Annotated in this window: 28 protein-coding genes and 1 pseudogene; 26 read left to right on the top strand and 3 right to left on the bottom strand. The window is 67.9% G+C overall.

Features of this window, described 5'->3' with window-relative positions:
* The first annotated feature begins 1 nt into the window (after position 1).
* The gene (locus ACPP3B_RS01430; protein ID WP_424859512.1) at positions 2-1,336 is read left to right on the top strand and encodes a hemolysin family protein; all 1,335 of its coding nucleotides are present in this window, start codon (positions 2-4) and stop codon (positions 1,334-1,336) included.
* On the opposite strand, the gene ACPP3B_RS01425 is transcribed toward ACPP3B_RS01430, so the two are convergent.
* Complete coding sequence (locus ACPP3B_RS01425; RefSeq protein WP_424859511.1) at positions 1,224-2,201, bottom strand: LysR family transcriptional regulator; 978 nt, start codon at positions 2,199-2,201, stop codon at positions 1,224-1,226. The two genes, ACPP3B_RS01430 and ACPP3B_RS01425, sit on opposite strands and share 113 nt — an antisense overlap.
* A gap of 126 nt (positions 2,202-2,327) precedes the next feature.
* Here ACPP3B_RS01425 and ACPP3B_RS01420 point away from each other — a divergent pair, with 126 nt between their 5' ends.
* The 17 genes from ACPP3B_RS01420 to ACPP3B_RS01340 all read left to right on the top strand — a co-directional run bounded on the left by ACPP3B_RS01420 (position 2,328) and on the right by ACPP3B_RS01340 (position 16,764).
* Positions 2,328-3,749, top strand: a complete 1,422-nt coding sequence (locus tag ACPP3B_RS01420; RefSeq protein ID WP_299019590.1) for a form I ribulose bisphosphate carboxylase large subunit — start codon at positions 2,328-2,330, stop codon at positions 3,747-3,749.
* A gap of 27 nt (positions 3,750-3,776) precedes the next feature.
* On the top strand, positions 3,777-4,097 hold the full coding sequence (locus tag ACPP3B_RS01415; RefSeq protein WP_424859510.1) for a ribulose bisphosphate carboxylase small subunit: 321 nt from the start codon (positions 3,777-3,779) through the stop codon (positions 4,095-4,097).
* Positions 4,098-4,145: 48 nt separating this feature from the next.
* Positions 4,146-6,065, top strand: a complete 1,920-nt coding sequence (locus ACPP3B_RS01410; protein ID WP_424859509.1) for a CsoS2 family carboxysome shell protein — start codon at positions 4,146-4,148, stop codon at positions 6,063-6,065.
* A gap of 26 nt (positions 6,066-6,091) precedes the next feature.
* Positions 6,092-7,657, top strand: coding sequence for a carboxysome shell carbonic anhydrase (locus ACPP3B_RS01405; protein WP_424859508.1), 1,566 nt, complete (start codon positions 6,092-6,094; stop codon positions 7,655-7,657).
* Positions 7,658-7,672: 15 nt separating this feature from the next.
* Complete coding sequence (locus ACPP3B_RS01400; RefSeq protein WP_299020246.1) at positions 7,673-7,927, top strand: carboxysome peptide A; 255 nt, start codon at positions 7,673-7,675, stop codon at positions 7,925-7,927.
* Between the two features lie 5 nt (positions 7,928-7,932).
* A complete protein-coding gene (locus ACPP3B_RS01395; protein ID WP_299020248.1) occupies positions 7,933-8,247 on the top strand; it encodes a carboxysome peptide B in 315 nt (104 codons plus the stop codon).
* Between the two features lie 51 nt (positions 8,248-8,298).
* Complete coding sequence (locus tag ACPP3B_RS01390; RefSeq protein WP_299020249.1) at positions 8,299-8,595, top strand: BMC domain-containing protein; 297 nt, start codon at positions 8,299-8,301, stop codon at positions 8,593-8,595.
* A gap of 67 nt (positions 8,596-8,662) precedes the next feature.
* Positions 8,663-9,001 (top strand): BMC domain-containing protein, encoded by a 339-nt coding sequence (locus ACPP3B_RS01385; RefSeq protein ID WP_299020251.1) that lies wholly within the window; start codon positions 8,663-8,665, stop codon positions 8,999-9,001.
* A 23-nt stretch (positions 9,002-9,024) separates the two neighbouring features.
* Positions 9,025-9,453, top strand: coding sequence for a ferritin-like domain-containing protein (locus ACPP3B_RS01380; protein ID WP_424859507.1), 429 nt, complete (start codon positions 9,025-9,027; stop codon positions 9,451-9,453).
* A gap of 13 nt (positions 9,454-9,466) precedes the next feature.
* Positions 9,467-9,739, top strand: a complete 273-nt coding sequence (locus ACPP3B_RS01375) for a 4a-hydroxytetrahydrobiopterin dehydratase (protein WP_424859506.1) — start codon at positions 9,467-9,469, stop codon at positions 9,737-9,739.
* Entirely contained in the window at positions 9,736-10,347 is a 612-nt protein-coding gene (locus tag ACPP3B_RS01370; protein ID WP_424859505.1) for an AAA family ATPase, read from the top strand. The genes ACPP3B_RS01375 and ACPP3B_RS01370 overlap by 4 nt, the downstream gene beginning before the upstream one ends.
* Before the next feature lie 284 nt (positions 10,348-10,631).
* On the top strand, positions 10,632-11,558 hold the full coding sequence (locus ACPP3B_RS01365) for a CbbQ/NirQ/NorQ/GpvN family protein (RefSeq protein WP_299021775.1): 927 nt from the start codon (positions 10,632-10,634) through the stop codon (positions 11,556-11,558).
* Positions 11,559-11,568: 10 nt separating this feature from the next.
* Complete coding sequence (locus ACPP3B_RS01360) at positions 11,569-13,950, top strand: nitric oxide reductase activation protein NorD (protein WP_424859504.1); 2,382 nt, start codon at positions 11,569-11,571, stop codon at positions 13,948-13,950.
* Positions 13,947-14,615 (top strand): BMC domain-containing protein, encoded by a 669-nt coding sequence (locus tag ACPP3B_RS01355; protein WP_299021780.1) that lies wholly within the window; start codon positions 13,947-13,949, stop codon positions 14,613-14,615. Before ACPP3B_RS01360 ends, ACPP3B_RS01355 begins: the two co-directional genes overlap by 4 nt.
* Positions 14,612-15,436 carry a S1 family peptidase gene (locus ACPP3B_RS01350; protein WP_424859503.1) on the top strand — a complete coding sequence of 275 codons (825 nt, stop codon included), beginning with the start codon at positions 14,612-14,614 and terminating at the stop codon, positions 15,434-15,436. The genes ACPP3B_RS01355 and ACPP3B_RS01350 overlap by 4 nt, the downstream gene beginning before the upstream one ends.
* Positions 15,437-15,495: 59 nt before the next feature.
* The gene (locus ACPP3B_RS01345) at positions 15,496-16,473 is read left to right on the top strand and encodes a sodium-dependent bicarbonate transport family permease (protein WP_299021796.1); all 978 of its coding nucleotides are present in this window, start codon (positions 15,496-15,498) and stop codon (positions 16,471-16,473) included.
* A 6-nt stretch (positions 16,474-16,479) separates the two neighbouring features.
* Positions 16,480-16,764 carry a P-II family nitrogen regulator gene (locus ACPP3B_RS01340; RefSeq protein ID WP_299021798.1) on the top strand — a complete coding sequence of 95 codons (285 nt, stop codon included), beginning with the start codon at positions 16,480-16,482 and terminating at the stop codon, positions 16,762-16,764.
* Positions 16,765-16,786: 22 nt separating this feature from the next.
* Here the strand turns inward: ACPP3B_RS01340 and ACPP3B_RS01335 are convergent.
* A pseudogene (locus ACPP3B_RS01335) lies at positions 16,787-17,120 on the bottom strand (cryptochrome/photolyase family protein); the annotation flags it as partial.
* On the opposite strand from ACPP3B_RS01335, the gene ACPP3B_RS01330 reads away from it, so the two are divergent.
* On the top strand, positions 17,089-17,325 hold the full coding sequence (locus ACPP3B_RS01330; RefSeq protein WP_424860208.1) for a hypothetical protein: 237 nt from the start codon (positions 17,089-17,091) through the stop codon (positions 17,323-17,325). The pseudogene ACPP3B_RS01335 and the gene ACPP3B_RS01330 sit on opposite strands and share 32 nt — an antisense overlap.
* Here ACPP3B_RS01330 and ACPP3B_RS01325 read toward each other — a convergent pair.
* The gene (locus ACPP3B_RS01325) at positions 17,289-18,230 is read right to left on the bottom strand and encodes a LysR substrate-binding domain-containing protein (RefSeq protein WP_424859502.1); all 942 of its coding nucleotides are present in this window, start codon (positions 18,228-18,230) and stop codon (positions 17,289-17,291) included. The genes ACPP3B_RS01330 and ACPP3B_RS01325 overlap by 37 nt on opposite strands.
* A 129-nt stretch (positions 18,231-18,359) precedes the next feature.
* Here ACPP3B_RS01325 and ACPP3B_RS01320 point away from each other — a divergent pair, with 129 nt between their 5' ends.
* The 7 genes from ACPP3B_RS01320 to ACPP3B_RS01290 all read left to right on the top strand — a co-directional run bounded on the left by ACPP3B_RS01320 (position 18,360) and on the right by ACPP3B_RS01290 (position 26,262).
* A complete protein-coding gene (locus ACPP3B_RS01320) occupies positions 18,360-19,076 on the top strand; it encodes an HAD-IA family hydrolase (protein WP_424859501.1) in 717 nt (238 codons plus the stop codon).
* Between the two features lie 43 nt (positions 19,077-19,119).
* Positions 19,120-20,202, top strand: coding sequence for a class 1 fructose-bisphosphatase (locus ACPP3B_RS01315; protein WP_424859500.1), 1,083 nt, complete (start codon positions 19,120-19,122; stop codon positions 20,200-20,202).
* Between the two features lie 22 nt (positions 20,203-20,224).
* Complete coding sequence (locus ACPP3B_RS01310; RefSeq protein WP_299019387.1) at positions 20,225-21,109, top strand: phosphoribulokinase; 885 nt, start codon at positions 20,225-20,227, stop codon at positions 21,107-21,109.
* A gap of 31 nt (positions 21,110-21,140) precedes the next feature.
* Positions 21,141-23,177 (top strand): transketolase, encoded by a 2,037-nt coding sequence (gene tkt / locus ACPP3B_RS01305; protein ID WP_424859499.1) that lies wholly within the window; start codon positions 21,141-21,143, stop codon positions 23,175-23,177.
* The gene (gene gph, locus ACPP3B_RS01300) at positions 23,174-23,902 is read left to right on the top strand and encodes a phosphoglycolate phosphatase (RefSeq protein ID WP_299019389.1); all 729 of its coding nucleotides are present in this window, start codon (positions 23,174-23,176) and stop codon (positions 23,900-23,902) included. Before tkt ends, gph begins: the two co-directional genes overlap by 4 nt.
* A gap of 68 nt (positions 23,903-23,970) precedes the next feature.
* A complete protein-coding gene (gene gap / locus ACPP3B_RS01295) occupies positions 23,971-24,990 on the top strand; it encodes a type I glyceraldehyde-3-phosphate dehydrogenase (protein WP_299019390.1) in 1,020 nt (339 codons plus the stop codon).
* A gap of 66 nt (positions 24,991-25,056) precedes the next feature.
* Complete coding sequence (locus ACPP3B_RS01290) at positions 25,057-26,262, top strand: phosphoglycerate kinase (protein WP_299019393.1); 1,206 nt, start codon at positions 25,057-25,059, stop codon at positions 26,260-26,262.
* Positions 26,263-26,267: the final 5 nt, after the last annotated feature.

Here is a 26,267-nt window from a genome sequence, read left to right as displayed (position 1 = left end):
TATGGACATCCTGCTGATCGTTTTCCTGACGCTGCTCAACGGGGCGTTTGCGATGTCGGAGCTGGCCCTGGCGGCCAGCCGTCGGGCGCGGCTGTCGACGTTGGCCGAGGCCGGCGACCGGGGCGCACGCACCGCGCTGCAGCTGCTGGACAACCCGACGCAGTTCTTGTCTTCGGTGCAGGTGGGCATTACCTCCATCGGAATGCTCAACGGCATCGTTGGAGAGGCCGCGTTCAGCGACGACCTGGCGGCGTGGCTGATGCGCTGGGGATGGTCCGAGGTGACCGCGTCGGTGTCGGCGACGGCCATCGTCGTCGTGGCGATCACGTTTTTGACCATCGTATTCGGCGAGCTGGTGCCCAAGCGAATTGGCCAGCTGTACCCAGAGGCGGTTGCCCGGTGGGTCGCGCGGCCGATGGCCGCCGTGGCACGGGTGGCCAAGCCGTTCGTGCTGTTGCTCTCAGCCACCACGCAGGGGGTGCTGCGTTTGCTGCGGATCGACACGGACGTTGCCCAAACCGTGACCGAGGAAGAAATCCACGCCAGCCTGCGCGAGGGGCTCGGTGCGGGTGTGATCAAACGGCAGGAGCACCGCATGGTGCGCAACGTGCTGGCGCTCGACGAGCGTCAGCTCAGCAGTTTGATGGTGCCGCGCTCGGACATCGATTGGCTGGACGCTGGTCAGCCATTGTCGGTCGTGCTGGAGCGGGCCCGTCATGGGGGGCATTCGTGGTACCCAGTGTGTCGTGGCGGGCTGGACGACGTCACGGGTGTGGTGCATTTGTCGCATTTGATCGCGTTGGACGAGATGGGGGGACGCGAGCAGGACTGGTACCGGGATGCGCGTCCGGCGGTGTTCGTGCCGGAGACCTTGACCGCGCTGGACCTGCTAGAGCAGTTTCGCGCACGCGCCATGCGCATGGTATTCGTGGTGGACGAGTACGGCGAGGTGCAGGGGCTGCTGACGCCGCTGGACGTGCTGGAGGCGATCACGGGCGAGCTGTTCAGCGCCGAGCCGCACGACGCGTGGGCGACGCCGCAGCCGGATGGGTCGTGGTTGTTCGACGGCGCCATGCCAGCGCACGAGTTCAAGTCGCGCCTGGACATCGCGGCGCTGCCCGACGAGGAACACGACCGCTACGCCACGTTGGCGGGGCTGATGCAAACGGTGGCCGGCGCGCTGTTGCAGGTAGGCGACGCGGTGGACGTGGCGGGCTGGCGCCTCACGGTGCTGTCGATGCAGGGCCGGCGGATCGACCGCGTGCGCGCCGAGCGGCTGCCGGCTGACGAACCTGGGCCAGCGCCTGCTCCCGATGCGCGTACAGCCAGTCCTTGAACGCGGCTGCGGCCGGTGACAGCCGCTTGCCGCGCGGCGTGACCACGTACCACTGCCGCAGCAGTGGAAAGCCCTGCACGTCCAGCTGCACCAGCTCGCCCAGCGCCAGCTCGGCCACCACGGTGTGCGCCGACAACACCGCCAGCCCCAGGCCACCGGCGACGGTCTGCTTGATCGCCTCGTTGCTGCCGACTTCGAGGCGCGCCCGCGGCGTGACGCCCACCGCCTCGAAAAAACGCTCCATCGTGGCGCGCGTGCCACTGCCCGGCTCGCGCAGGATGAAGGGCTCGTCGGCCAAGCGCCGGGGGTCGATGTGGCGCTCGCGCGCCAGCGGATGGTGGGGCGGGGCCACCAGCACTAGCGGATTGTCGGCGAACGGCTCGCACTGCACGTCCCAGTCTTGTGGGGGTTGGCCGAGGATGTAGAGATCGTCCTGATTGGCGGCCAGCCGCTGCAGCAGGGCGTCGCGGTTGCCCACCACCATGGCCACGTCGATGCCGGGGTGCGCGGCCGCAAAGCCGCCCAGCAACTTGGGCACCACGTATTTCACCGTCGTCAGAATGGCCAGGCGAACGCTCCCTTTTTCGATGCCTTGCAGCGCGGCCAGATCTTCTCCCAGGCGGCGCAGACGCTCGTCCACATCCGTGGCGGCCTCGGCCAGCATGCGCCCAGCGGCCGTGAGGTAGATGCGTCGCCCGATCTGTTCCACCAAGGGCTGCCCCACCGTCTCGGCCAACTGCTTGACCTGCAGCGACAGGGTGGGCGGCGCTAGGTGCAGCGCCTCGGCCGCGCGCGCGAAGCTGCCGTGCGTGGCGACCGCGTGGAAGATGCGCAGCTGATGCAGGGTCAGGTGACGGGGGTTCATAAATTTATAAAAGTAAAAGATTAGGCTTTGAATATTTTACTTTGACTTTCCTTGGCGCTCGCCTATAGTCCGAACAGCCCCGAGGCAACGGGTTCGCCCAACCACCATGAGATCCGAGGAGTGAGCATGGCCGTCAAAACGTACAACGCTGGCGTCAAAGAATACCGCCAGACCTATTGGATGCCCGACTACACCCCCTTGGACACCGACCTGCTGGCGGTGTTCAAGATCGTGCCGCAGCCGGGGGTAGATCGCGAGGAAGCGGCAGCCGCCGTGGCGGCCGAGTCGTCCACCGGTACCTGGACGACGGTGTGGACCGACTTGCTGACCGACCTGGACTACTACAAGGGCCGCGCTTACCGTATCGAGGACGTGCCCGGTGACGACACCGCGTTCTACGCCTTCATCGCGTACCCGATCGACCTGTTCGAAGAGGGTTCGGTGGTCAACGTGTTCACCTCGCTGGTGGGCAACGTGTTCGGCTTCAAGGCCGTGCGCTCGCTGCGCCTGGAGGACGTGCGCTTCCCCATCGCCTACGTCAAGACCTGCGGCGGGCCGCCCAACGGTATTCAGGTCGAGCGCGACATCATGAACAAGTACGGCCGTCCGCTGCTGGGCTGCACCATCAAGCCCAAGCTGGGACTGTCGGCCAAAAACTACGGCCGCGCGGTGTACGAGGCGCTGCGCGGGGGGCTGGACTTCACCAAGGACGACGAGAACGTCAACAGCCAGCCGTTCATGCGCTGGAAGCAGCGCTTCGACTTCGTGCAAGAGGCCACCGAGAAGGCCGAGCGCGAGACCGGTGAGCGCAAGGGCCACTACCTGAACGTGACCGCGCCCACGCCGGACGAAATGTTCAAGCGCGCGGAGTACGCGAAGTCGATCGGCGCGCCCATTATCATGCACGACTACCTGACCGGTGGTTTTTGTGCGCACACGGGGCTGGCCAATTGGTGCCGCGACAACGGCATGCTGCTGCACGTGCACCGCGCGATGCACGCGGTGATCGACCGCAACCCCTACCACGGCATCCACTTCCGCGTGCTGACCAAAGTGCTGCGCCTGATGGGCGGTGACCACCTGCACACCGGCACCGTCGTCGGCAAGCTGGAGGGCGACCGCCAGGCCACGCTCGGCTGGGTGGATTTGCTGCGCGAGTCGTTCGTGCCCGAAGACCGCAGCCGCGGTATCTTCTTCGACCAGGATTGGGGCTCGATGCCCGGTGCCTTCGCGGTCGCGTCCGGCGGTATCCACGTGTGGCACATGCCGGCGCTGGTCACCATCTTTGGGGATGACGCGGTGCTGCAGTTCGGCGGTGGTACGTTGGGTCACCCGTGGGGCAACGCCGCCGGCGCCCATGCCAACCGGGTGGCGCTGGAAGCGTGCGTGCAGGCGCGCAACGAGGGGCGCAACCTCGAGAAGGAGGGCAAGGAAATTCTGACCGCTGCCGCTCAACACTCGCCCGAACTCAAGATCGCCATGGAGACATGGAAGGAGATCAAGTTCGAGTTCGACGTCGTGGACAAGCTCGACGTGCAGCACAAGTAATTCCCCTTCCACCCGAGGAGATCCGCCATGCAGGCCTACAAGCAATCGCTCAAATACGAAACGTTTTCTTACCTGCCGCAAATGACGCCGGAGCAGGTGCGCCGCCAGATCGCCTATGCGCTCGCGCAGGGCTGGAACCCGGCCGTCGAGCACACCGAGCGCGGCACGCCCGCCAAGGAAAGCTACTGGTACATGTGGAAGCTGCCGATGTTCGGTGAGCAGTCGGTCGACGCGGTGCTCGCCGAGATCGAAGCGTGCCACCGCGAGTTTCCCAACCACATGGTGCGCTTCGTCGCTTACGACAACTACGCCCAGAGCCAGGGTCTGGCGTTCGTCGTTTACCGCTGATCGGAGCCCGCGGCTCCACCGTTGGTTTTGTTGTGGAAGGAGTCCCCCATGGACGGGACGGTGGTCAAGGCTGCCCTTTCGGGGCGAGAGCTGGCACGCCAGCGGCGCCAAGCGTTGGCGCAGCTGGGGCGCAATGGCGCTCAACAGGTCCGTGCCGCGATGGCGCACAGTGCGCCGGTAGCGGCGGCGTCGGATGCCGGGTCAGGGGTAGGGTCAGCCGGCTGTGGCTGTGGTGGCACGGGTGGCGCGTGCGGCTGTGCGGGCAGCGACGGTGTGGCGCGCATGCTGGCGGCAGCACGTGAGAGTGCGTCGGCGCCCGACACCAACCAGGTCGCGCGCGCTGTCACCCCGACGGGACGCGCGCTGGCTCAGGCGCGCCGTGCCGCGCTGGCGCGCGACGGCAAGGCGGGACTCACCCGCGTGGCGCAGGCCACTCGGCTGGCGACCACCATGCCGGATCGCGATTGGCGCGAAGCCCTGCAAAAGGGCGCCACCGGTCGGCAGTTGGCCATGCAGCGGCGCACGTTGCTCGCGCTCGCCGGACGCGCCGGCCTGGCCGCATCCACTCAGCCAGCGGCAGCGGTGCGCCCGAGCGGCCGCGTGCGCAAGTCGGCTGAGCAGCGCGCAGCCGCGCACACCGAAGAGGGGCACACCCTGTCGGGTCAGCGTGTCACGGGCACGCAGGTCGAGCGCAGCCAGAAGGTCACGGGCATGGAGTTGGGCACCTGTCGGCACGTGACTGGCACCGAGTATATCGGGCAGGAACAATTCGAGGCGTGGTGCGGCAGTCGCCCCCAGCCGCCGCGGCCCCCCAAGGTCGAGGTAACGCACACCGAAGCGGGCCGACCGGTGACGGGCGTGCATCCCGGGCTGCAGGGCAAGGTCACCGGCAACGAGACCGGCGCCTGTCGCGGCATCACGGGCACCCGCTATCTGGCGGCCGAAGATGCTGCGCTGTGCGAGCAAGTGGCGCCGCGCGCCCCGCACAAGGTCAGCGTCATGTCCTCGCGTGGTGACAACGAGGTGACGGGCACGCCGGTGGGCCGCAGTCCGAAAGTGACCGGCAACGAGGCCGGTGCGCAGCGCCCGATCTCTGGGACGCAGTACGCGCTGTCGGCCCAGGGGCAAGTGGGACTGCGCGCCGGGACGGCGTCGCGTCGTGCGGGCACCGTCGCACCCGAGACGCTCGCGCCGACGGCGCCAGCCGAGGCCGCACCGGCAATGGCCACCGCGATGGCGCCGGCGCAGGAAGCCATGGTCCCTGCGCAGCGCATGCCAGCCGGATTTGCGCTGGCCACCGTGAGTGGCGACAGCCCTGGAGCGGGCGGCGGGCGCATCACCGGCGACGAGCGCGGCGCGTGTGAACCGGTCACGGGCACGCCGTACGTGGGGCCGGACAACCTCCAAGGCGGGTGCACGTTGAGTGGCCGCTGGCTGACGCGCTATCCCGAGCTGGCCGCGACCGACGCCCCGCCGCCGCCCAGCGGGTTCAGCATCCAGCCCCCTGCGCGGCAGGCGTGGGAGCGCCGCCAGCGCATCACGGGCAGCGCCGGCAGCGACGATGCACAGCAGCGTGTCACCGGGCCAGGCATGAAAGCGCATGGCTTGATCACGGGCACGCCCGAGTTTCGCCACGGCGCCGCTACGGGCGCGGCTTGGTTGACACCGGGCTCGACAGCAATGCCGCCCGCCGCCGCGCAGCGGGTCACGGGTGAAGGGGCCGATGCGCGTTCGCTGCGCATCACGGGCGATGCGTGGGGCAGTGAGCGCCGTGTGACCGGCACCGAAGGCACGTCGGCTGCCGTGCGCAACCCGACGCAGCGCGGCATGCCGCGCCCGATGGGCGCGCATGCCCGGCATTTCAAGGCCGTCGCCCATGACGAAGTGCCGCTGAGCCCCATCACGGGCTCCAGTGGCAACACGCCGCGTGGTGCGGTGGTGACCGTCTCCGGTGGGGCACGCGGCTGAGTCCGCCGGCACAAGGATCGACGGCCATGGACACGCGCAAACGCCAACTCGCTCTGCAACGCAGTGCGCGCGCGCACGCGCCTGCGCCGAGACATGGGCTGCAGGCAGCGGGTGCGGTGTTGCCGCGCGCGACTGCGCAACCGGTGAGCCCGGTGTGCGTGCCGGGCCCCGGTCAGCGTTGCGAGCATCCGCTGGTGGACCGCACGCTCAACGCGCTGCTGCACGACTATGAGCAGACCGTGCGTGGGCGCTTCGAGGCCATCGAGGACGTGCTGCGTACGCTCTCGGCACGTCAGCACGACCGCGATTTCGTCGAGCAGGCACAGGCCCTGGCGCGGCAGCGCCTAGACATCGAGTGGCCCCTGGCTGCGCTGGAAAACGCTTGGGTGGCGGGGGTCGACATGGCCGCGCTGCACGCGCACGCGATGTTTGCCACCATCGAGCGCTGCGTGCGCCTGGCCGCGCAAGACCGCGCACCGTGGATGCGGCGGCTGCCCGTGCAAGCCGAGGCGCTGCAGGCGTGTGGGGTGCATACGCTGGACGTGAGCCCGTGTGCCGATGGGCGGTTGCAGGGGCTGTTGCCGTTCGTGCTGCGCACCGCACCGGCCGACATGGTCAGCGTCAAAGCCTACGCCGGTGCCCTGTTCGACGTCGAATTGGACGTGGCCGAGTGGACCCAGCGCGAGCTGGAGCGCCTATGTGGCCTGCTGCCCGCCGCGCAGGCGTTGGACTATCTGAAGGTGGCGGTCTATCACTTCAGCTCGTCGCATCCCCGCCACGAGGGGTGCGCCGCGCACGGCAGCCACGATGAGCGGGCGGTGACGGCGGCCATCGATCGGCTGCATGCGCTGCGCGCGGCCGTTGACAACCTGTATGGCGTGGGGGCCGCCCCGCTGGTGATGTTGTTGGGCGTGGACACCGACCTAGACGCGCTGCGCATTCACCTGCCCGATGCGCAGGGTCGACTGCATGCAGACCGGTTCTTGGACGCGGCCGCGCTCTACCGCGAAACCCTGGGTCTGGATGCCCCGACTGCCCAGCGCCACTTGGCCGCGGCGGTGGATGCCCATGCGCGCGACCTGGGCGGCGTGTTGACGCGGGTGCCCGGGCACGATGGCTTGGCACGGCTGGCGCTGCTGTGGTTGCAAGCCAACATGTCGCAGATCGAATACGTCATCCAGCACCACGAAGGGCGCTACGCCGTCATCGGGCACGACGAAGCCTTCGTTTGTGTCGGGGATGCTCTGCCGCCGCTGCAGTTGCGTAACCAGTACTACCACGCGCACCTGGACACGGTGGAGGAGGGAGCAGCCGATCTGGACGTGGGGGTGAAGATTTTTACCGCCCTCAACCTGCGTCGGGGGCTGGCCTTGCCGGTGCTGGTGCACTTTACTTATTCCTCGCGTGTGCCGGGAGCGCGCCAGCGCGCCATAGAGCGCGGGCAACGGGTGGCGGCGGCCGTGCGGGCGCGCTATCCCCAGTGGGATGCCCGCGGCCTGCTGCATTGCCGTGTCGCCGTCAGCGACCGCCATGGCACCGAGACGGTGGCCTTGGTGGACGAGCCCGGCGGCCTGTCGCTGCACGGGCACTGAGACGGAGGCGACGCGATGAAGATCATGCGAGTGGAAAAAACCCTGGTCTCCACCAACCGCATCGAGGCTTTCGGCCACCGGCCGCTGCTGGTGGTACAGGACAAGCCCGGCGGGCCGCGCAGCGTGGCGGTGGATGCGGTCGGCTGCGTGCCGGGGGACTGGGTGATTTGTGTCGGCTCGTCGGCCGCCCGCGAGGCGGCCGGGGCCAAGGATTTTCCGTCCGACCTGACCATCGTCGGGATCATCGACCGCTGGAATCCCGAAGGGTGACACCGATGGACATCGTGCGCGTGATCGACGAGTTGGTGTGTACCCGGCGCGTGCCGGGGTTGGGTTCGGCGTCGCTGCGTGTGGTGCGCAGCGCGCAAGGCGTGGTGTCGGTGGCGACAGACGCCGTGGGCGCGCCGATCGGCCGCTGGGTGTTCGCCACCACCGGCAGCGCGGCCCGGTTGGCGATGCCAGATCCGACCTGCATCACCGATCTGACGATCTGCGGCATTTTGGATGGGTGGGACGATGAGGATGCTGCGTCGTCACAGACGCAAGAGCAATGCGCAGCAGGCACGGGGCCTGCTGCGGGCAAGGGGTGAGCCGATCGGCTCAGGTGTTTCAACGCAATGGTGACCACGAGGAGAGTAGACATGGCAAACACGACAGGAATCGCCCTGGGCATGATCGAGACGCGCGGGCTGGTGCCCGCGATCGAGGCGGCCGACGCGATGACCAAGGCGGCGGAGGTGCGGCTGATTGGCCGCCAGTTCGTCGGTGGCGGTTATGTGACGGTGCTGGTGCGCGGCGAGACGGGCGCGGTCAACGCCGCGGTGCGTGCCGGTGCGGACGCGTGCGAGCGCGTGGGCGACGGGCTGGTGGCAGCGCACATCATCGCGCGCGTGCACAGCGAAGTCGAGGGCATCCTGCCCACCGCGCCGAGCGTTTGATGCGGTGCGACGGCGCTGACGTCGTGGGAGCGACCAGCGCCCATCCCCAACCACGAGGAGTAACGTGATGGCAACGATGACGGGCATTGCCCTGGGCATGATCGAGACGCGCGGGCTGGTGCCCGCGATCGAGGCGGCCGACGCGATGACCAAGGCGGCGGAGGTGCGGCTGATTGGCCGCCAGTTCGTCGGTGGCGGTTATGTGACGGTACTGGTGCGCGGCGAGACGGGCGCGGTCAACGCCGCGGTGCGTGCCGGTGCGGACGCGTGCGAGCGCGTGGGCGACGGGCTGGTGGCAGCGCACATCATCGCGCGCGTGCACAGCGAAGTCGAGGGCATCCTGCCGACGCGGCCCGATGCCACCGGCGGTGGGCGCGACGCCGAGATCACGTCCACCCGTAGCTGAGCACACGCACCCAGGAGCGCCCCATGACCGCCGACGCACGCACCCTGGGTTGGCTCACCCGCGCCCTGCAGCACGAGTTTGCGGCGGTGCAGCAGTATTTGGCGCAGGCCACGCTGGCCCGCATGAGCGGCTATCCCGACTGGGCCGAGCGGCTGCAGGCCGAGGCCATGGAGGAGCTGGCCCATGCACAGCGGCTGATGCAGCGCCTCATCGAGCTGGGCGTGGCCCCGTGCGCCGGCGCACTGCCGCCCGCGCGGCTGGGTCGTGGTGTGACCGATTTCCCGGCCCTCAACCGCCAGCTCGAACAAGCGGCCGTGGTGCTGTATCAAGATGCTGCCGACCACGCCCGCCGCGTGCGCGACCCCGCCACCGAGGTGCTCATGCGCGAGCTGGCGCAAGAAGAGGCGCAGCATTTCGGTGCTTGGCAGCAAGATGCCACGCCTACACACTGAGGAGGACGAGGCCATGGATGATCTTGCCGCACTGGGTTGGACCACGCAATCGCGTCCGCCCGCCCTGTTTCAACGGTTTGCGTTTGCCAGCTACGGGCAGACGCGCGCGTTTCTGGATCGGGTCGCCGAGGTGCAAGACGCGCTCGGCCGCGCGGCGCAGAACATCAGTTTTGGCCCGACCTACGTCAACATCACCATTGCGGCCGAGGGCGAGTTGGGCGACGGCGAGCACGAGCTGGCGCGCCGCATCGCCGCGGCCGCGCTGGCGGTGGGTGGGGCGGCATGACATCGGGGTTGCCGCGGCGCTTGGCCGTGCTCAATGCCAAGGGCGGCACGGGCAAGACCACGCTGGCCGTCCATCTGGCGGCGGGCCTGGCGCGGCGTGCCCCGACCGTGCTGGCCGATCTGGACCCGCAAGGCTCGGCCAGTCAATGGGGTGCGCTGGCGGGCATGGTAGTGCTCGATGGCGAACGCGCCCTGGCGGCCGAACCCGAACCGCGTCATGTCGTCTGGGATTGCCCGCCGAGCGTCGACCACCCGGCGGCGCAGCGCGCCCTGGCGTCGGCCGACGCTGTGTTGGTGCCGGTGCTGCCGTCACCCTTGGACCTGTGGGCGAGCTGGCGCCTGGTGCAGGCCGTCGTGGCCGAGCAGGCGCGCCGGCCCGGGCTGCGCGCCTGGCTGGTCGTCAACCAAGTCGAGCCCAGCAGCGCGCTGTCGCAAGCCATGCACGAGGCGCTGCGCGAGTTTGGATTGCCCGCCCTGCGTGCCGTGGTACGGCGGCGCGCGGTTTTTCGCCGCGCTGCGTTACAGGGCAGCACGGCCTACGCCATGGGCCCATCGGCGGCGGCGGCCGTGGCCGACATCGAAGCCGTGATCGAGGAGATGCAAAGATGAACCGAACCACTGCCCAGCGCCTGGCGGCCAGCGTGCGCGGTGCGCGTCCGGCGCCACCGACGCCAACATCCCCCGCCCCGGCGGCCGAGGATCCCCAGCCACGTCGAGCCCGCCGCACAGCAGCGTCGGCAGCGCACGCAGAACCCAGCGCCGCGGTGCCCGTGGTGGCGGCCGACCGGACGGACGGAGGTGTTCCGCCCTCGAGCGCGGGCGAGCGCTTTCCCCGCCGCGTCTGGCCAGATTGACCCCCTGCTGCCCGCACCGCCGGGTTTTTCGGAACCACCATGAACACCCTGACCCGTCGTCTGTATGCGGCGCGCGCACAGGCCGCCGCCATCAACCCCTCCGCCAGCGCCGCGCCCGCTGCGTCGGTGGTGACCGCCGCCGCGGTCGCGCCCGCACCGGCGGCCGGTGATGTGCTGGCCAGCTACCGCATCCTTCGCGAGCCATATTGGCGCCCGGTGGCCGACGAGGTGGCGCTGTACGAGGCCGCATACGCGGTACGCATGCCCATGATGCTCAAAGGCCCCACGGGCTGCGGCAAGACGCGCTTCGTCGAGTACATGGCGTGGCGGCTGGGCAAGCCGCTCATTACCGTCGCCTGCCATGAAGACATGACCGCCTCCGATCTGGTGGGACGCTTTCTGCTCGATGCGCAAGGTACGCGCTGGCAGGACGGTCCGCTGGCGCTGGCGGCTCGCCATGGTGCCATCTGCTACCTGGACGAAGTGGTCGAGGCCCGGCAGGACACCACGGTCGTCATCCACCCGCTGACCGACAAGCGGCGCATGCTGCCGCTGGAGAAGAAAGGCGAGGTGATCGAGGCACATCCGGATTTCCAGCTCGTCATCTCCTTCAACCCGGGTTACCAGAGCCTGATGAAAGACCTCAAACAGTCCACCAAACAGCGCTTCGGCGCGCTGGACTTTGACTATCCCGAGCACGAGGTGGAGGCCGAGATCGTGGCGCACGAATCGGGCGTGGACCGGGAGACGGCGAGCAAGCTCGTGCACATCGCCGAGCGGGCGCGCAACCTCAAGGGTCATGGGCTCGACGAGGGCATCTCGACGCGCATGCTCATCCATGCCGCCAGCCTCATGGCGCAAGGCGTGGCCGCACTGGCGGCCTGTCGCATGGCACTGGTGCGACCCATCACTGACGACCCCGACATGCGCGACGCGCTCGACGCCGCCGTGACCACGTACTTCTGATGATGCCCGCATGGGCACCGGGCGCGCGATGAGCATCCACCTGGAAGACCACGCCGAGCTGCTGCAGGCGCTGCCCCACGGCGCGCAGGACGTGCTGCGTGCATCGTGGCAGGAAGCGGCGCGTGCGCTGTCTGCCCGTGGACTCGACAACTACCTCAAAGGCGCGCAGGCCCTGCACCAACTGGGCCGGGGCGAGGAGCTGGTGGTCAGCTTCGTGCAACACGTGCCCGCGCTGGCGCGCGCGATCGGCGAGGAGGTGTTGCCTGATCTCGTCAATTTTTTGCTCTCGATGGCGTCCAAGACGTCGGGGCAGGTGCTCACGCTCATCGTGCAGACCGCGCCGACGGCGGCGCTGCGCTTGGGCGATGCGGATCTATTTCGGCAGTACCTGTCGGTGTTGGGCGTGGTGCTGGCGCAAGCCCCGCAGGGCCTGCGCCCGATGCTGGAAAACCTCGAGCGCTTGCTCGGCCAGCTGACCTTGGGTGGACTGCGACGCTGGGTACAGTGGGGCGCGCAGGCTTACCGGGGTGATGCCGACGGGCAGCGTCGTTACTTTGGGCTGCAAAGCCCGGACGCGCTGGCGGTGCTGCAGCAGGAGCGCCGCGGCACCCTGTTCGTGGACGTGCAGCGCCGGCTGAATCTGTACCTGCGCGCGCTGTGGGGGCGCGATTTTTTTCTGCGCCCCACGGCTGGCGATTTCGAATCGCGCGAGGGCCTGCGTCCTTACATCGAACATCATGTCATCCATATAGCGGATGCCTACGACGACCTGCCCGCGGTCGATCCGGCTGGTGCGCCTATCGCGGCCCTGGATATCTACCGCGCGGCGGTCAACCACTGTGCGGCACACTTGGTGGCGGCGCGCGAGCCCTTGCCCGACGACGGGTTGGACGCGCTGACCAAGGCGGTGGTGGAGCTGGTGGAGGATGCCCGCGTCGAGACCCTGGCCGCGCAGCGCTTTCCGCGCCTGCGACAGTTGTGGCGCGCGCAGCACCCGGCACCCGTCGATCCGCCGCAGCGCGCGGGCGACCTCATCAACCGTCTCGCGCTGGCGTGGCTGGACGCGGATGCCGCCCGGCGCGACACCGACCCCTGGGTGCAACAAGGGTTGGCGGCGCTGGCCGCTTGGACCACCTGGGACGACCCGCAGGCCAGCCTGCAGACCGGTATAGAACTGGCCGAAGCGCTGCGCGCGCGCCTCGACGCCGAGCGCTGGCCCGCATTTTCGTCGCGGCTGGATGGGCAGCGGGCGCTGTACCGCGACGACAACCGCGCCATCTGGACCAGCGGCGCGTACGACGAAGCGCAAGCGCTGGCCGCTACCTGGGAGCGCCAGCAGCAGGTGCGCCGCAAGGTCAATGTGATGGAGATGGTCAACGAGGTCGACGTCGAATTCGCGGGCGACGACGCGCAGGAGGTCTGGATCCTGCCGACCGAATTCTGGCTCGATCAGGAGGGTGTGACCATCAACTCGCTGCTGGGGCGCCCGCCGCTGGCCGACCCGGTGCACTACCCCGAGTGGGACTACCAAATTCAGCTGCAGCGCCCGGATTGGGTGACGGTGCTGGAGCGCCACGCGCCGCCGGGCGACGTAGCCCGCATCGATACCCTCTTGCAGGAGCAGCGTCCCATCGTGCAGCGCCTGCGCCACTTGATCGAGGCCATGGTCCCGCAGGGGCTGCAGCGCATCCGTCGGGTGGAGGATGGCGACGAGCTCGACGTGGACGCGGCGGTGCGTGCCTGGGTCGATCTGCGCATGGGGCAGCAGCCCGACCCGCGCATCATGATGCAGCACCGCTTGCATACGCGCGACGTCGCCGTGTTGCTGCTGCTGGACCTGTCGGCATCGGCCAACGATCCCGTGCGCGGCAGTGAGCAGACGGTGCTCGATTTGACGCGTGCGGCAGCGACGCTGCTGGCCGAGGCCCTGCAGCGCATCGGTGATCGGTTCGCCATCCACGGCTTTCGCTCCGACGGGCGGCACGATGTGCACTACCTGCGCATCAAGGATTTTCGCGAGTCCTGGGGCGACGGGCCCAAGGCGCGGCTGGCCGGTCTGGAGGGGGCGTTTTCCACCCGTCTGGGCGCGGCGCTGCGCCACGCTGGGGCCGAGCTCAAGCGCCAGCGACAACGCAAGAAAATCGTCTTCGTCTTGACCGACGGTGAGCCCGCCGACGTGGACGTGCGCGACCCGCAATACCTGCGCCTGGATGCGCAGCACGCGGTGCAAGAGCTCAAGCGTGACGGGATTGTCAGCTACTGCCTCACGCTCGATCCCCTGGCCGATGCCTACGTCGCGCGCATCTTCGGCGCGCGCCATTACACGGTGCTCGATCGCGTGCAGCGCCTGCCGGAGGTGCTGCCCACGCTCTACCTGGGGCTGACGCGATGAGCCGCTTGGCCGACCGCACGCGCGTGCAGTTGCGCACTTTCGTCTTCATCGATGCGCTGCAGCCGCAGCTCGCCTCGTACCTGGGCACGTCGTCACAGGGCTTTCTGCCGGTGCCGGGCGATGCCTGTCTGTGGATCGAGGTGGCCCCCGGCATGGCAGTGCACCGGTTGTCGGACATCGCGCTCAAGGCCACCAACGTGCGCATGGGCGAGCAGGTGGTCGAGCGCGCCTTTGGCTCGATGGAAATCCACTACCGCAGCCAAAGCGAGGTGCTGGCCGCGGGCGACATCATCCTGGAGCAGCTGGGCGCGCAGCTGGAAGACCGGCTGCCGTGCCGCATCGCCTGGGCGGAAAACATCCGTGCCGTCACGCCCGACCATGCCACGCTCATCAATCGCCAGTTGCGCCGCGGCTCCATGTTGCTGCCGGGCAAGACGCTGTTCATCTTCGAGTGCGAGCCGGCGGGCTACGCCATTTATGCCGCCAACGAGGCGGAAAAAGCCGCCAACGTCACGCTGGTCGACGTCAAGCCGTTCGGCAATTTTGGTCGCTTGATGATGATGGGCAGCGAGGCCGAAGCCGCCGAGGCGCTGGCCGCCGCCGAACGTGCCGTGGCGCAGCTCAATCGGCGCGCCCGTGCCATGCAGGACAATGACGCCCCATGAGTGCTGCTCTCGCCCACCCCTTCGTCGTCGACACGCCCGCCAAGCGGCTGCTGTTTCATACCGTGCGCGTCGAGACCACGCTGGCCGACGGCGGCAGCGGCACCGGCACGGCCTTCGTCATCGAACACGTGCACGCGCGCGGGCGCACCCGCTTCGTGGTGACCAATCGGCATTTGGTCGACGACGTCACCCAGGGGGCGTTGGTCTTCACGCTCGCCCACCAGGGCGAACCGGTGTTGGGCAGCCGCTTCGAAGTACGCATCGACGAGTTTGCCGAGGCCTGGCAGCGGCATCCGGACCCCGCGGTCGATTTGGCCGCGCTGCCCTTGGCCCCACTGCAGCAGGCCGCCGAGCAACAAGGGGCGACGCTATACGTGCAGCCGATCGCCAGTGATCGCCTGGCCGACGCGGCGCGCCTGGCGCAGCTTGACGCGCTGGAGGAAGTGTGGCTCGTCGGCTATCCCAGCGGCGTATGGGACAGCGTGCACGCGCTGCCGATCCTGCGCCGTGGTACCACCGCCACGCCGCTGGCGGTCGATTTCGAGGGACAGCCCGCCTTCCTGGTGGACGCGGCCGTCTACCCCGGCTCCAGCGGCTCTCCGGTGTTCGTGCGCGCGGCCGATGGCTCGGGGTTGTGGCTGGCCGGTGTGGTGGCGGCCGTGTTTTTTCGCGAGGAATCGCTACGCCTGACGCCCGCGCCAGTTCCGGCGGCGGCTGGACTGCAGGCCATGGGGTCCGAGATGATCGACCTGGGGCTGGTCATCAAGGCCGAGGCCCTGCAGACCCTGCTGCACGAGATGCTGCGGGCTGGTCCGGGTTAGGTTGCGCCGGATACCATTCGGTCTGCCGTGCACGACGCGTGAATCCTAGGAGCTGAGCAATGACGTTTGACCCGATCGTCCTGTTTTTTCTGCTGGGCATTGTGGCGGGACTGAGCAAGTCCGACCTCAAGATCCCTGCCGCCATCTACGAGGCCTTGTCTATCTATCTGCTGCTGGCCATCGGGCTCAAGGGCGGCGTCGAGCTGTCCAAGTATCCGTTGAGCCAACTGGTGTCCGCGAGCGCCGTGGTGCTGGCGGTGGGCATGGTCATTCCGCTCGTTGCGTTTCCCGTATTGCGTTTTTTGGGGCGGCTGTCGCACTACGATGCGGCGTCGATCGCGGCGCACTACGGCTCGGTCAGCGTGGTGACGTATTCGGTGGCGGTGGCCACGCTCGCCGAGCGCGACGTGTCGCACGACGGCTACATGGTCGTGTTTCTGGCGCTGCTGGAGATGCCAGCGCTCATTTTGGGCGTGGTATTGGCGCGGCTGGGCGATCAGCGCGAAGGCGGCGCGGGCGGGGGGCTGGCGGCACTGGCGCGTATCCATTGGGGACGACTGGCGCACGAAGTGTTCTTCGGCAAGAGCATTTTGCTGCTCATCGGCGGGCTGCTCATCGGGCTGGTCGCCGGCGAACGCGGCTACGAGCCGATCGCACCCGTCTTCAAAGAAGCGTTCAAGGGACTGCTGGCGCTGTTTTTGCTGGAGATGGGGTTGGTGGCCGCATCGCGCATCGCCGCGTTTCGCTCCTACGGGGCGTTTTTGGTCGGTTTTGCGGTGGTCATGCCGCTGTTGTCGGCCATGCTGGGTATTGCCACCGCGCGCTATCTGGGCTTTTCGGCGGGCAATGGCGCCTTGCTCGCCACGCTCTACGCCAGTGCGTCGTACATCGCGGCGCCCGCTGCGATGCGCATCGCCGTGCCGCAGGCCAACCCCGCGCTGTCCATCGGTGCCTCGCTTGGCGTAACATTCCCGTTTAATCTGTTCGTAGGCATCCCGATTTACCTGTGGATGGCCCAAACCTTTTTGCCCGCGTGAGGTGCTATGGCCAAGGCATACAAACTGGTGACGATCTACTGCGAGGCGGTGCTCGAATCGCTCGTGGTTCGGGAGTTGGACAAGCTGGGTATCGTGGGCTATACCGTGAGCGACTGCCGCGGCCGTGGTACGCACGGCGTGCGCAGCGGCAATTGGCGCATGAGCTCGAACGTGCGCATCGAGGTGATGTGCGACCTGCCTACCAGCGACCGGCTGTTGGAGGCGTTGCAGCCCTACGACCGCGACTACGGTTTGCTGGTGGTGCGCAGTGACGTGGAAGTTTTGAACTGACGCGGGAGTCGCCACCGCGCGCTCAGAGTTGGTCAATGCGCTGCCGGACATGGGCAGCGTGCGCGCGCAGCGCGTTTAGCGCGTCGGGCACCATGCGGTCGAGCTGGCGTACGCATGACGGCCATGCGCGGGTTGGCGGCCAGGCGCTCGCGGTGGCGGGCCAGAAAATCCCAGTACAGCGCGTTGAACGGGCAGGCCGTGGGGCCGGTGCGGGCCTTGGGGTCATAGGGGCAGGCACGGCAGTGGTCGCCCATGCGCTGCAGGTAGGCCGCGCTGCTCACATACGGTTTGGTGGCCATCAGGCCACCGTCGGCCCACTGGCTCATGCCTAGCGTGTTGGGGGCTTCCACCCACTCCACCCTGTGTGCCCTGCGTGAACGGCTGCCCCCGGCGGTCGAATTGTGGGTCGGTGGGGCGGGGGTGCGTCGCGAGCAGCGGCGGCTGCCGCCCGGCGTGTCGGTGCTGGCGCGGGCGTCGGATGTCGCGCTGCAGGTGCGCGCGTGGCGTCAGCGGCGCGGTGTGGCTCAAGTCGGCGGCGACAGCGGCAGCAGCGCGCCGTAGCGCTCGGCCAAGAAGCGCTCGCCTTGCTCCAGCACGAAGTAGCGAAACGCCTCGGCCGCGGGCGACAGCAGCTTGGCCAGCGTGTGCACGATGTGCCAGGCGCGCACGATGGGAGTGCCTTCGACGTCCAGGCGGGCGATCAGGCCATGCTCGAGCTCCAGGCGCAGGGTGTGTAGCGACAGCAGGCCCAGTCCCAGCCCGGCCATGACCGCCTGTTTGATGGCTTCATTGTTGGACAGGGTCATGGCGATGCGCGGCTCGGCGCGGTGCCGCTCGAAAAATCCGTTGAACACGGCGCGCGTGCCAGAGCCGGGCTCGCGCACGATGAAGCCGTAGGGCAGCAGCGCCTCCACCGTCGGGTGGCCAATCCGCAGCAGTGGATGGTCGATGGATGCAACGAAGACGTGTGGGTGCGCGCCGAACGGCTCGGCGCGCACGTTGAGCTCGGTGGGCGGGCGGCCCATGATGGCGATGTCCACTTCCGCGTTGCGCAGCATCTGCACCAGTTGCTCGCGGTTGCCAATGGCCAGGCGCACGTCCAGTCCGGTGTGCTCGCGCGTGAATTCCGCCAGCAGCGCCGGCACGAAATATTGCGCGGTGCTCAACAGACCGATGGTCAGCGTGCCGGTCTCCAGCCGCTGCAGGCGCGCCGCGGCGTCTTCGGCGTCCTTGAGCGTGGCCAGCACCTTGCGCGCGTAGACCAGCATGTACTCGCCCGCCGTGGTCAGCGACACGCGGCGGCCCTGGCGCTCGAACAGCGGCAGGCCCACGTGGCCTTCCAGCTCCTTGATCTGCATGGTCACGGCCGGCGGCGTCAGGTGCAGCGCCTCGGCGGCGCGCGCAAAGCTCAGGTGGCGCGCGACCTCGGCAAACACCCGCAGCTGGCGAAAAGTGGCGTTGCGCATAGCTTCAGTAAAAGCTGAAGTGAAAGTCAAACAATCGTGAATTTACCTTATGTAAGCCTGTGCTTATAGTGAGCGGCATCGCCACCCGGACGGGGTGTCCGGGATTCGAGGCGCAATGGAGTCCGCACCATGCTGTCTGCGCTGATCTTCGATGTCGATGGCACGCTGGCCGACACCGAGCACGCCCATCTGGCGGCGTTCAACGCCGCCTTCGCCGCCGAAGGCTTGGGCTGGCAGTGGGATGTGCCGCTCTACACCGAGCTGCTGACCGTCTCCGGGGGCAAGGAGCGCATCCGCCACTACTGGCAGCAGGTCAACGGCGACGTGCGCGACATCGACGGCACGGCGCTGGATGCCTTGATCGACCATTTGCACGCTGTCAAGACCGCCGCCTACGAGCAGGCGGTGCGTGACGGGGCGGTGCGGCTGCGCCCCGGCGTGCTCGAGCTGCTCGAGCAGGCGCGCCGCGAGGGGCTGACGCTGGCGATCGCCACCACCACCTCCCCCGTCAACATCGCCGCGTTACTGCGCACCGCCATCGGGCCGGATTGGTCATCGTATTTCGCCGTCATCGAAGACGCCTCGACCGCCCCGCTCAAAAAGCCCCATCCGCAGGTGTACCGCCAGACGCTGCAGCGCTTGGGCCTGCCAGCGGCACAGTGCCTGGCGTTCGAAGACTCTGCCAACGGTCTGCAAGCCGCGCGCGGTGCTGGACTGGCCACGATCGTCACGCCCAACGATTTCACGGCGCACCACGACTTCACCGGGGCGCTGCGCGTGCTGCCGTCGCTGGCTGGCGTATCCGTCGCCCAGCTGCGCAATTGGCATGCGCAGGCGCGCCGATGAGACCCCCATTCGACCGATAAAACGAGACCCGAGGAGAATCCCGATGCCATTGGACCGTCGCACGACCTTGACGCAGTTCCTGATCGAGCAACGCCGCCGCTACCCGAGCGCCAGCGGCGATTTCAACGCGCTCATCCTGGACGTAGCGCTGGCGTGCAAAGCCATCGCGCGCAGCGTGGCACTGGGGGCGCTGGGTGGCGTGCTCGGCGCCCAGGCCGGCTCGATCAACGTGCAGGGCGAAGAGCAAAAAAAGCTCGACGTGCTCAGCAACGACTTGTTCGTGCGCGCCAACGAGTGGGGTGGGCACCTGGCCGGTATGGCGTCCGAGGAGATGGACGAGCCCTACAACATCCCCTCGATGTATCCGCGCGGTAAATACTTGCTGGTTTTCGATCCGCTGGATGGCTCGAGCAACATCGACGTCAACGTCTCGGTGGGCAGCATCTTTTCGGTACTGCGTGCGCCGCAGGCCGTCATCGACAGTGGGCGCGATGTCACCGCGCAGGACTTTTTGCAGCCCGGCTGCCAGCAGCTCGCCGCCGGCTATGCGCTCTACGGCCCGTCGACGATGTTGGTGTTGACCGTGGGCACTGGGGTGCACGGTTTCACGCTCGACCCGAACCTGGGCGAGTTCTTTCTGTCCCACCCCGATATCCGCGTGCCCGAAGACACGCAAGAGTTCGCCATCAACGCCTCCAACAGCCGCTTCTGGGAGCCGCCCATCCGGCGCTATGTGGACGAGTGCCTGGCGGGCAAGACGGGGCCGCGTGGCAAGGACTTCAACATGCGCTGGATCGCCTCCATGGTGGCCGAGGCGCACCGCATCCTGATGCGCGGCGGGGTGTTCATGTACCCGCGCGACACCAAGGACCCGACCAAACCGGGGCGGCTGCGCCTGCTGTACGAAGCCAACCCGGTGGGCTTTCTGATGGAGCAAGCCGGTGGGCGTGCCAGCACCGGGCGCGAGCCGATCCTGCAGGTCCAGCCCACGTCGCTGCACCAGCGCATCGGGCTGGTATTCGGCTCGCGCAATGAAGTCGAGCGCATCGAGCGCTACCACCGCGAGCCCGCGCCGCTCAAGGACGACAGCCCGTTGTTCGGCGAGCGCACCCTGTTTCGTGATTGACCGCCGTCTGGAGTTTTGACCCATGTCCGAAAAACACCCCATCATCGCCATCACCGGTTCCTCGGGCGCTGGCACCTCCACCGTCACGCGCACGTTTCAGAACATCTTCCGCCGCGAGGGGGTCAAGGCCGCCATCATCGAAGGCGACAGCTTTCACCGCTACGACCGCAAGGAAATGCGCCAGCGCATGGCCGAGGAGGAGGCGCGCGGCAACCGCCACTTCAGCCATTTTGGGCCGGAGGCCAACCTGTTCGAGGAGCTGGAGGCGCTCTTTCGCACCTACGCCGAGACGGGCCGCGGGCGCTGCCGCAAATACCTGCACAACGAGGAGGAGGCCGCCCCCTACGGCCAGGAGCCCGGCACCTTCACGCCATGGGAAGACCTGCCCGACGACACCGACATGCTGTTCTACGAGGGCTTGCACGGCGCGGTGGTGACCGACAAGGTCAATGTGGCACAGTACCCGGACCTGCTCATTGGCGTGGCCCCCTCGATCAACCTGGAGTGGATCCAAAAGCTCATTCGCGACAAGACGCAGCGCCGCTACAGCCAGGAGGCAGTGGTCGACACCATCCTGCGCCGCATGCCCGACTACGTCAACTACATCTGCCCTCAGTTCGGCGTCACCCACGTCAATTTCCAGCGCGTGCCGGTGGTGGATACGTCCAACCCCTTTATCTCGCGCGATATCCCCACTGCCGACGAGAGCGTGTGCGTGATCCGCTTCGCCAAGCCCAAAGGGATCGACTTTCCCTATCTGTTGTCGATGATCGATGGCTCGTGGATGAGCCGCGCCAATACCATCGTCGTGCCGGGCGGCAAAATGGAGCTCGCCATGCAGCTCATCTTTACGCCGTTCATCTGGCGCATGATGGAGCGCCGCAAGCGCGCGCTGGGCGTGGCCTGAAACGGCGTCAACACGAGAGACAATAGGGCATATGAACAACGATACCCTCTACATCCGACCGGCGCCGAAGCCCGAGACCCAGCGCCGCATGAGCAACGCGATCCGCATGCTGGCCATCGACGCGGTCGAGCAAGCCAAGAGCGGCCACCCAGGCGCGCCCATGGGCATGGCCGAGATCGCCGAGGTGCTGTGGAACCGGCACTTGCGCCACAACCCCACCGACCCCGCCTGGCCCGACCGTGACCGCTTCGTGCTCTCCAACGGCCACGGCTCGATGTTGCTGTACGCGCTGTTGCACCTCACAGGCTACGATCTGCCGATCGAGGAGATCAAGGCCTTTCGCCAGTTGCACAGCAAAACCCCGGGCCACCCCGAGGTGGGCATTACCCCCGGCGTGGAGACCACGACTGGGCCGCTGGGGCAGGGCATCGCCAACGCCGTGGGCATGGCCCTGGCTGAAAAGCTGCTCGCGGTCGAATTCAACCGACCGGGCCACACCATCGTCGACCACTTCACCTACTGCTTCTTGGGTGATGGTTGCATGATGGAGGGCATCAGCCACGAGGTGTGTTCGCTCGCCGGCACGTTGCGTCTGTCCAAGCTGATCGCGATTTATGACGACAACGGCATCTCGATCGACGGCCACGTCGAGGGCTGGTTTGCCGACGACACGCCGGCACGCTTCGAAGCCTACGGTTGGTACGTGATTCGCGACGTCGACGGGCACAACCCGGACGCGGTGGACGCGGCGCTGCGCCTGGCGCGCACGCAGGCCCTGCGTCCGGACGGCAAGCCCACGCTGATCTGCTGCAAGACCGTCATCGGTCAGGGTTCGCCCAACAAGGCCGGCACGCACGACGTGCACGGCGCGGCGTTGGGCGCCGCCGAGGTGCAAGCCACGCGCGAGGCGCTGGGCTGGCCCTACGGGCCGTTCGAGATCCCGGCCGACATCTATGCCGCGTGGGATGCGCGCACCCATGGCCAGCTGCTGCAGGCGCAGTGGCAGCAGCGCTTCGACGCCTATGCCCAGGCCTACCCCGATCTGGCCGCGGAATTCACGCGTCGCATGCGCGGCGAGCTGCGCGGTGATTTGGCCGAGCGCCTGCCCGCGCTGCTGGACGCTGCCGCGCAGCGCACCGACGCGGTGGCCACGCGTAAGGCCAGCCAACTGGCGCTCGATGCGCTGGCGCCACTGGTGCCCGAATTCTTCGGCGGCAGTGCCGACCTGACCGGCTCCAACCTCACCAACTTCAAGGGCTGCACGATCGCTGGGCGTGACCGTTGGGGCAACCACCTCAGCTATGGCGTGCGCGAGTTTGGCATGGCCGCCATCATGAACGGCATCGCCCTGCACGGCGGCTACATTCCCTACGGCGGCACGTTCCTGACGTTCAGCGACTACTCGCGCAACGCCATCCGCATGGCGGCGCTCATGCGCCAGCGCGTCATCCACGTCTTCACGCACGACTCCATCGGGCTGGGCGAGGACGGCCCCACCCACCAGAGCGTGGAGCACGTGCCCAGTCTGCGCCTCATCCCGCAGTTGGACGTGTGGCGCCCGGCCGATGGGTTGGAGACGCTGGTGGCGTGGGCCGCGGCCGTGCAGCGGCGCGATGGGCCATCGGCGCTGTGCCTGTCGCGGCAAAACCTGCCGGTGGTCACACAACGTGCGCACGCCGAAGGCGCGGCACGCGGTGGCTACATCTTGAGCGACATGCCGGGCGCACGCGCGGCCATCATCGCGACCGGGTCGGAGGTGTCGATCGCGCTCAAGGCGCAGGCGGCGTTGGCGGCCGAGGGGGTGCCCACGCGCGTGGTGTCCATGCCCAGCACCAGCGTTTTTGACCGCCAAGATAGGGTGTGGCAAGACGCCGTGCTGCCTCCCGATTTGCCCGCCGTGGCCGTCGAGGCGGCGCACCCGGACGGTTGGTACAAGTACGTGGGGCGGCGCGGCCGCGTGGTGGGTATCGACCGGTTTGGCGAATCTGCCCCGGCGCCGGCGCTGTACAGCTATTTCGGCATCACCCCGGAAGCCGTGGCGCAGGCCGTGCGCGAGGTGCTGGTGTGAACGCGGCGGACATGACGGGCGCAGCGGCACTCCCGTTCGACCTCATTTTGTTCGACTTGGACGGCACCCTGGTGGAGACCGCGCCCGAGATCGCCGATGCGGTCAACGACACCCTCGCCGAGCTGGGGCTGCCGGCGGCGACGTTGGATGAGGTGACGCGCTGGATCGGGCACGGTACGCGCGAGCTACTGGTTCAGGCGTTGGCGTCGCGGCGCGGCAGCTCGGCCGATGCCGTGCGCGCGGACCCCGACTTCGCAGCGGCCGAGGCCATTTTCCAGCGCCACTACGAGGCGCGTTGCGGCACGCGTAGCCATCCCTACCCCGGTGTCATCGATGTCCTGCAGGCGCTGCAGGCCGCGGGTGTACGCCGCGTGGTGGTGACCAACAAAGAAGACCGCTACACCCAGCGCGTGCTGCAGGCGCACCAGATGCAGGCGCTGTTCGACCGCGTCATCAGTGGCGACACGCTGCCGGTGAAGAAGCCCAATCCGCTGGCCGTGGCCGACAGCCTGTTACGCTACGGGGTGCAGCGGCAGCGCGCGCTGTTGGTGGGCGACTCCAGCATCGACGTGGCCACGGCCCGCAACGCCGGCATCGCCGTGTGGTGCGTGCCCTACGGCTATAACATGGGGCAGCCCATCGAGGCGTGCGCCCCGGATCGCGTGATCGCCGACTTTTCGGCGCTGTTCCCCCAGGCATTGACCCAGATGGCCCCTGCCGCCTGACCCCTTGGGCGCGGCGGTGATCTGACGGACGAGATCGTCAACTTTTGCAAAACAAGGAGAACCTTCCCATGACCCTGCGCGTTGGTATCAACGGTTTTGGCCGCATTGGCCGCATGGTGTTTCGTGCTGCGGTGCGCCACTTCGACGACATCGAGATCGTCGGCATCAACGACTTGCTCGAGCCCGACTATCTGGCCTACATGCTCAAGTACGACAGCGTGCATGGGCGCTTCCAGGGGCAGGTGGCGGTGGAGGGCAACGAGCTGGTCGTCAACGGCCGCCGCATCCGCCTGACCGCCGAGCGCGATCCCGCCAACCTGCGCTGGGGGGACATCGGTGCCGACGTCATCATCGAATCCACCGGCATCTTTCTGGATGACGCGGGGGCGCGCAAGCACCTGCAGGCGGGCGCCAAGCGCGTCATCATGAGTGCGCCAAGCAAGGACGACACACCGATGTTCGTCTACGGCGTCAACCACACGGCCTACCAGGGTCAGGAAATCATCTCCAACGCCTCGTGCACCACCAACTGTTTGGCGCCGCTGGCCAAGGTGGTGCACGACCAGTGGGGTATCAAGCGCGGCTTGATGACCACCGTGCACGCCGCCACCGCCACGCAAAAAACCGTCGACGGGCCCAGCAACAAGGACTGGCGCGGTGGCCGCGGCATCCTGGAAAACATCATCCCCAGCAGCACCGGCGCCGCCAAAGCCGTGGGCAAGGTCATCCCCAGCCTGAACAAAAAGCTCACCGGTATGGCGTTCCGCGTGCCGACCAGCGACGTGTCGGTGGTGGATCTGACCTGTGAGCTCGAGCGCCCGGCCAGCTACGATGAGATCTGCGCCGCCATGCGTGCCATGGCCGCCAAACCCGTGGCTGAGGGCGGTTTGGCCGGCGTGCTGGGCTATACCGAGGACAAGGTGGTGGCCACCGACTTCCGCGGTGAGGTCTGCACCAGCGTGTTCGATGCCGAAGCCGGCATCCAGCTCGACCCGACGTTCGTCAAGCTGGTTTCCTGGTACGACAACGAGTGGGGCTATTCCAACAAGTGCCTGGAGATGGCACGCGTGGTGGGCCGCTCGCTGTAAGCCGACGTGATTTCGAAGATCCCGGTGGCGGTGCCCCGTCGCCGCCACCCCACCGCCTGACCGACCATGGACTTCATCCGCTTTGCCGATCTGTGCGCCCAGGGTCAAGCCCAGGGCAAACGCGTCTTCATCCGCGCTGACCTGAACGTGCCGCTCGCCTTCGAAGACGGGCGCGCGCGCATCACCGAGGACACCCGTATCCGCGCCTCGATTCCGGCCATCCGCATGGCGCTCGACGCTGGTGCGGCGGTGATGGTGACGTCGCATCTGGGGCGCCCGACCGAAGGCGCGCCGAAGCCCGAAGACACGCTCGCCCCGGTGGCCGAGCGCCTGAGCGAGCTGCTGGGCCTGCCGGTGCCGTTGATCCAGCGCTGGGCCGATGGCGGCTTCAGTGTCGCGCCCGGCCAGGTGGTGCTGCTGGAGAACTGCCGCCTCAACAAAGGCGAGAAGAAAAACGACCCGGCGCTCGCGCGCAAGATGGCTGCGCTGTGCGACATCTTCGTGCACGATGCGTTTGGCACCGCCCACCGCGCCGAGGCCAGCACCTACGGGGTGGCCGAATACGCCCCCGTGGCTTGCGCCGGCCCGCTGCTGGCAGCCGAGATTGATGCGCTCACGCGCGCACTCGAGCAACCGGCGCGGCCGCTGGTGGCCATCGTGGCGGGCTCCAAGGTGTCGACCAAGCTCACCATTTTGCAGTCGCTCGCGCAAAAGGTCGATCGCCTGATCGTGGGCGGCGGCATCGCCAACACGTTCATGCTGGCCGCGGGGCTGCCCATCGGCAAAAGCCTGGCCGAGCCCGACCTGGTGGGCGAGGCGCGTGCGGTCATGGACGCGATGGCCGCGCGCGGCGCCCAAGTGCCCATCCCGACGGACGTGGTGGTGGCCCCCGAGTTCAAGCCCGACGCGCCGGCCACCGTCAAGGCGGCGACCGACGTCGGCGCCGACGACATGATTCTGGACATTGGTCCGCAGACCGCGCAGGCGCTGGCTGCGCTGCTGGAGCAGGCAGGCACCATCGTCTGGAACGGGCCCGTGGGGGTGTTCGAGTTCGACGCCTTCGAGCACGGCACCCGCGCGCTGGCACAGGCGATTGCGCGCTCGAGTGCGTTTTCTATCGCCGGCGGTGGCGACACGCTGGCGGCGATCGCCAAATACGGCATCGAGGCCGACATTGGCTACATCTCCACTGGCGGCGGCGCCTTCCTCGAGGTGCTCGAAGGCAAGACGCTGCCGGCGTTCGAGATTCTGGCGCGGCGGGCGAAGGGCTGACGCGT

The organism is Tepidimonas sp. HKU77 (assembly GCF_049728535.1).
Taxonomy (GTDB): domain Bacteria; phylum Pseudomonadota; class Gammaproteobacteria; order Burkholderiales; family Burkholderiaceae_C; genus Tepidimonas.
Note: the sequence above shows the minus strand (reverse complement) of the source record. Positions and strands in the feature narration are given on the sequence as shown.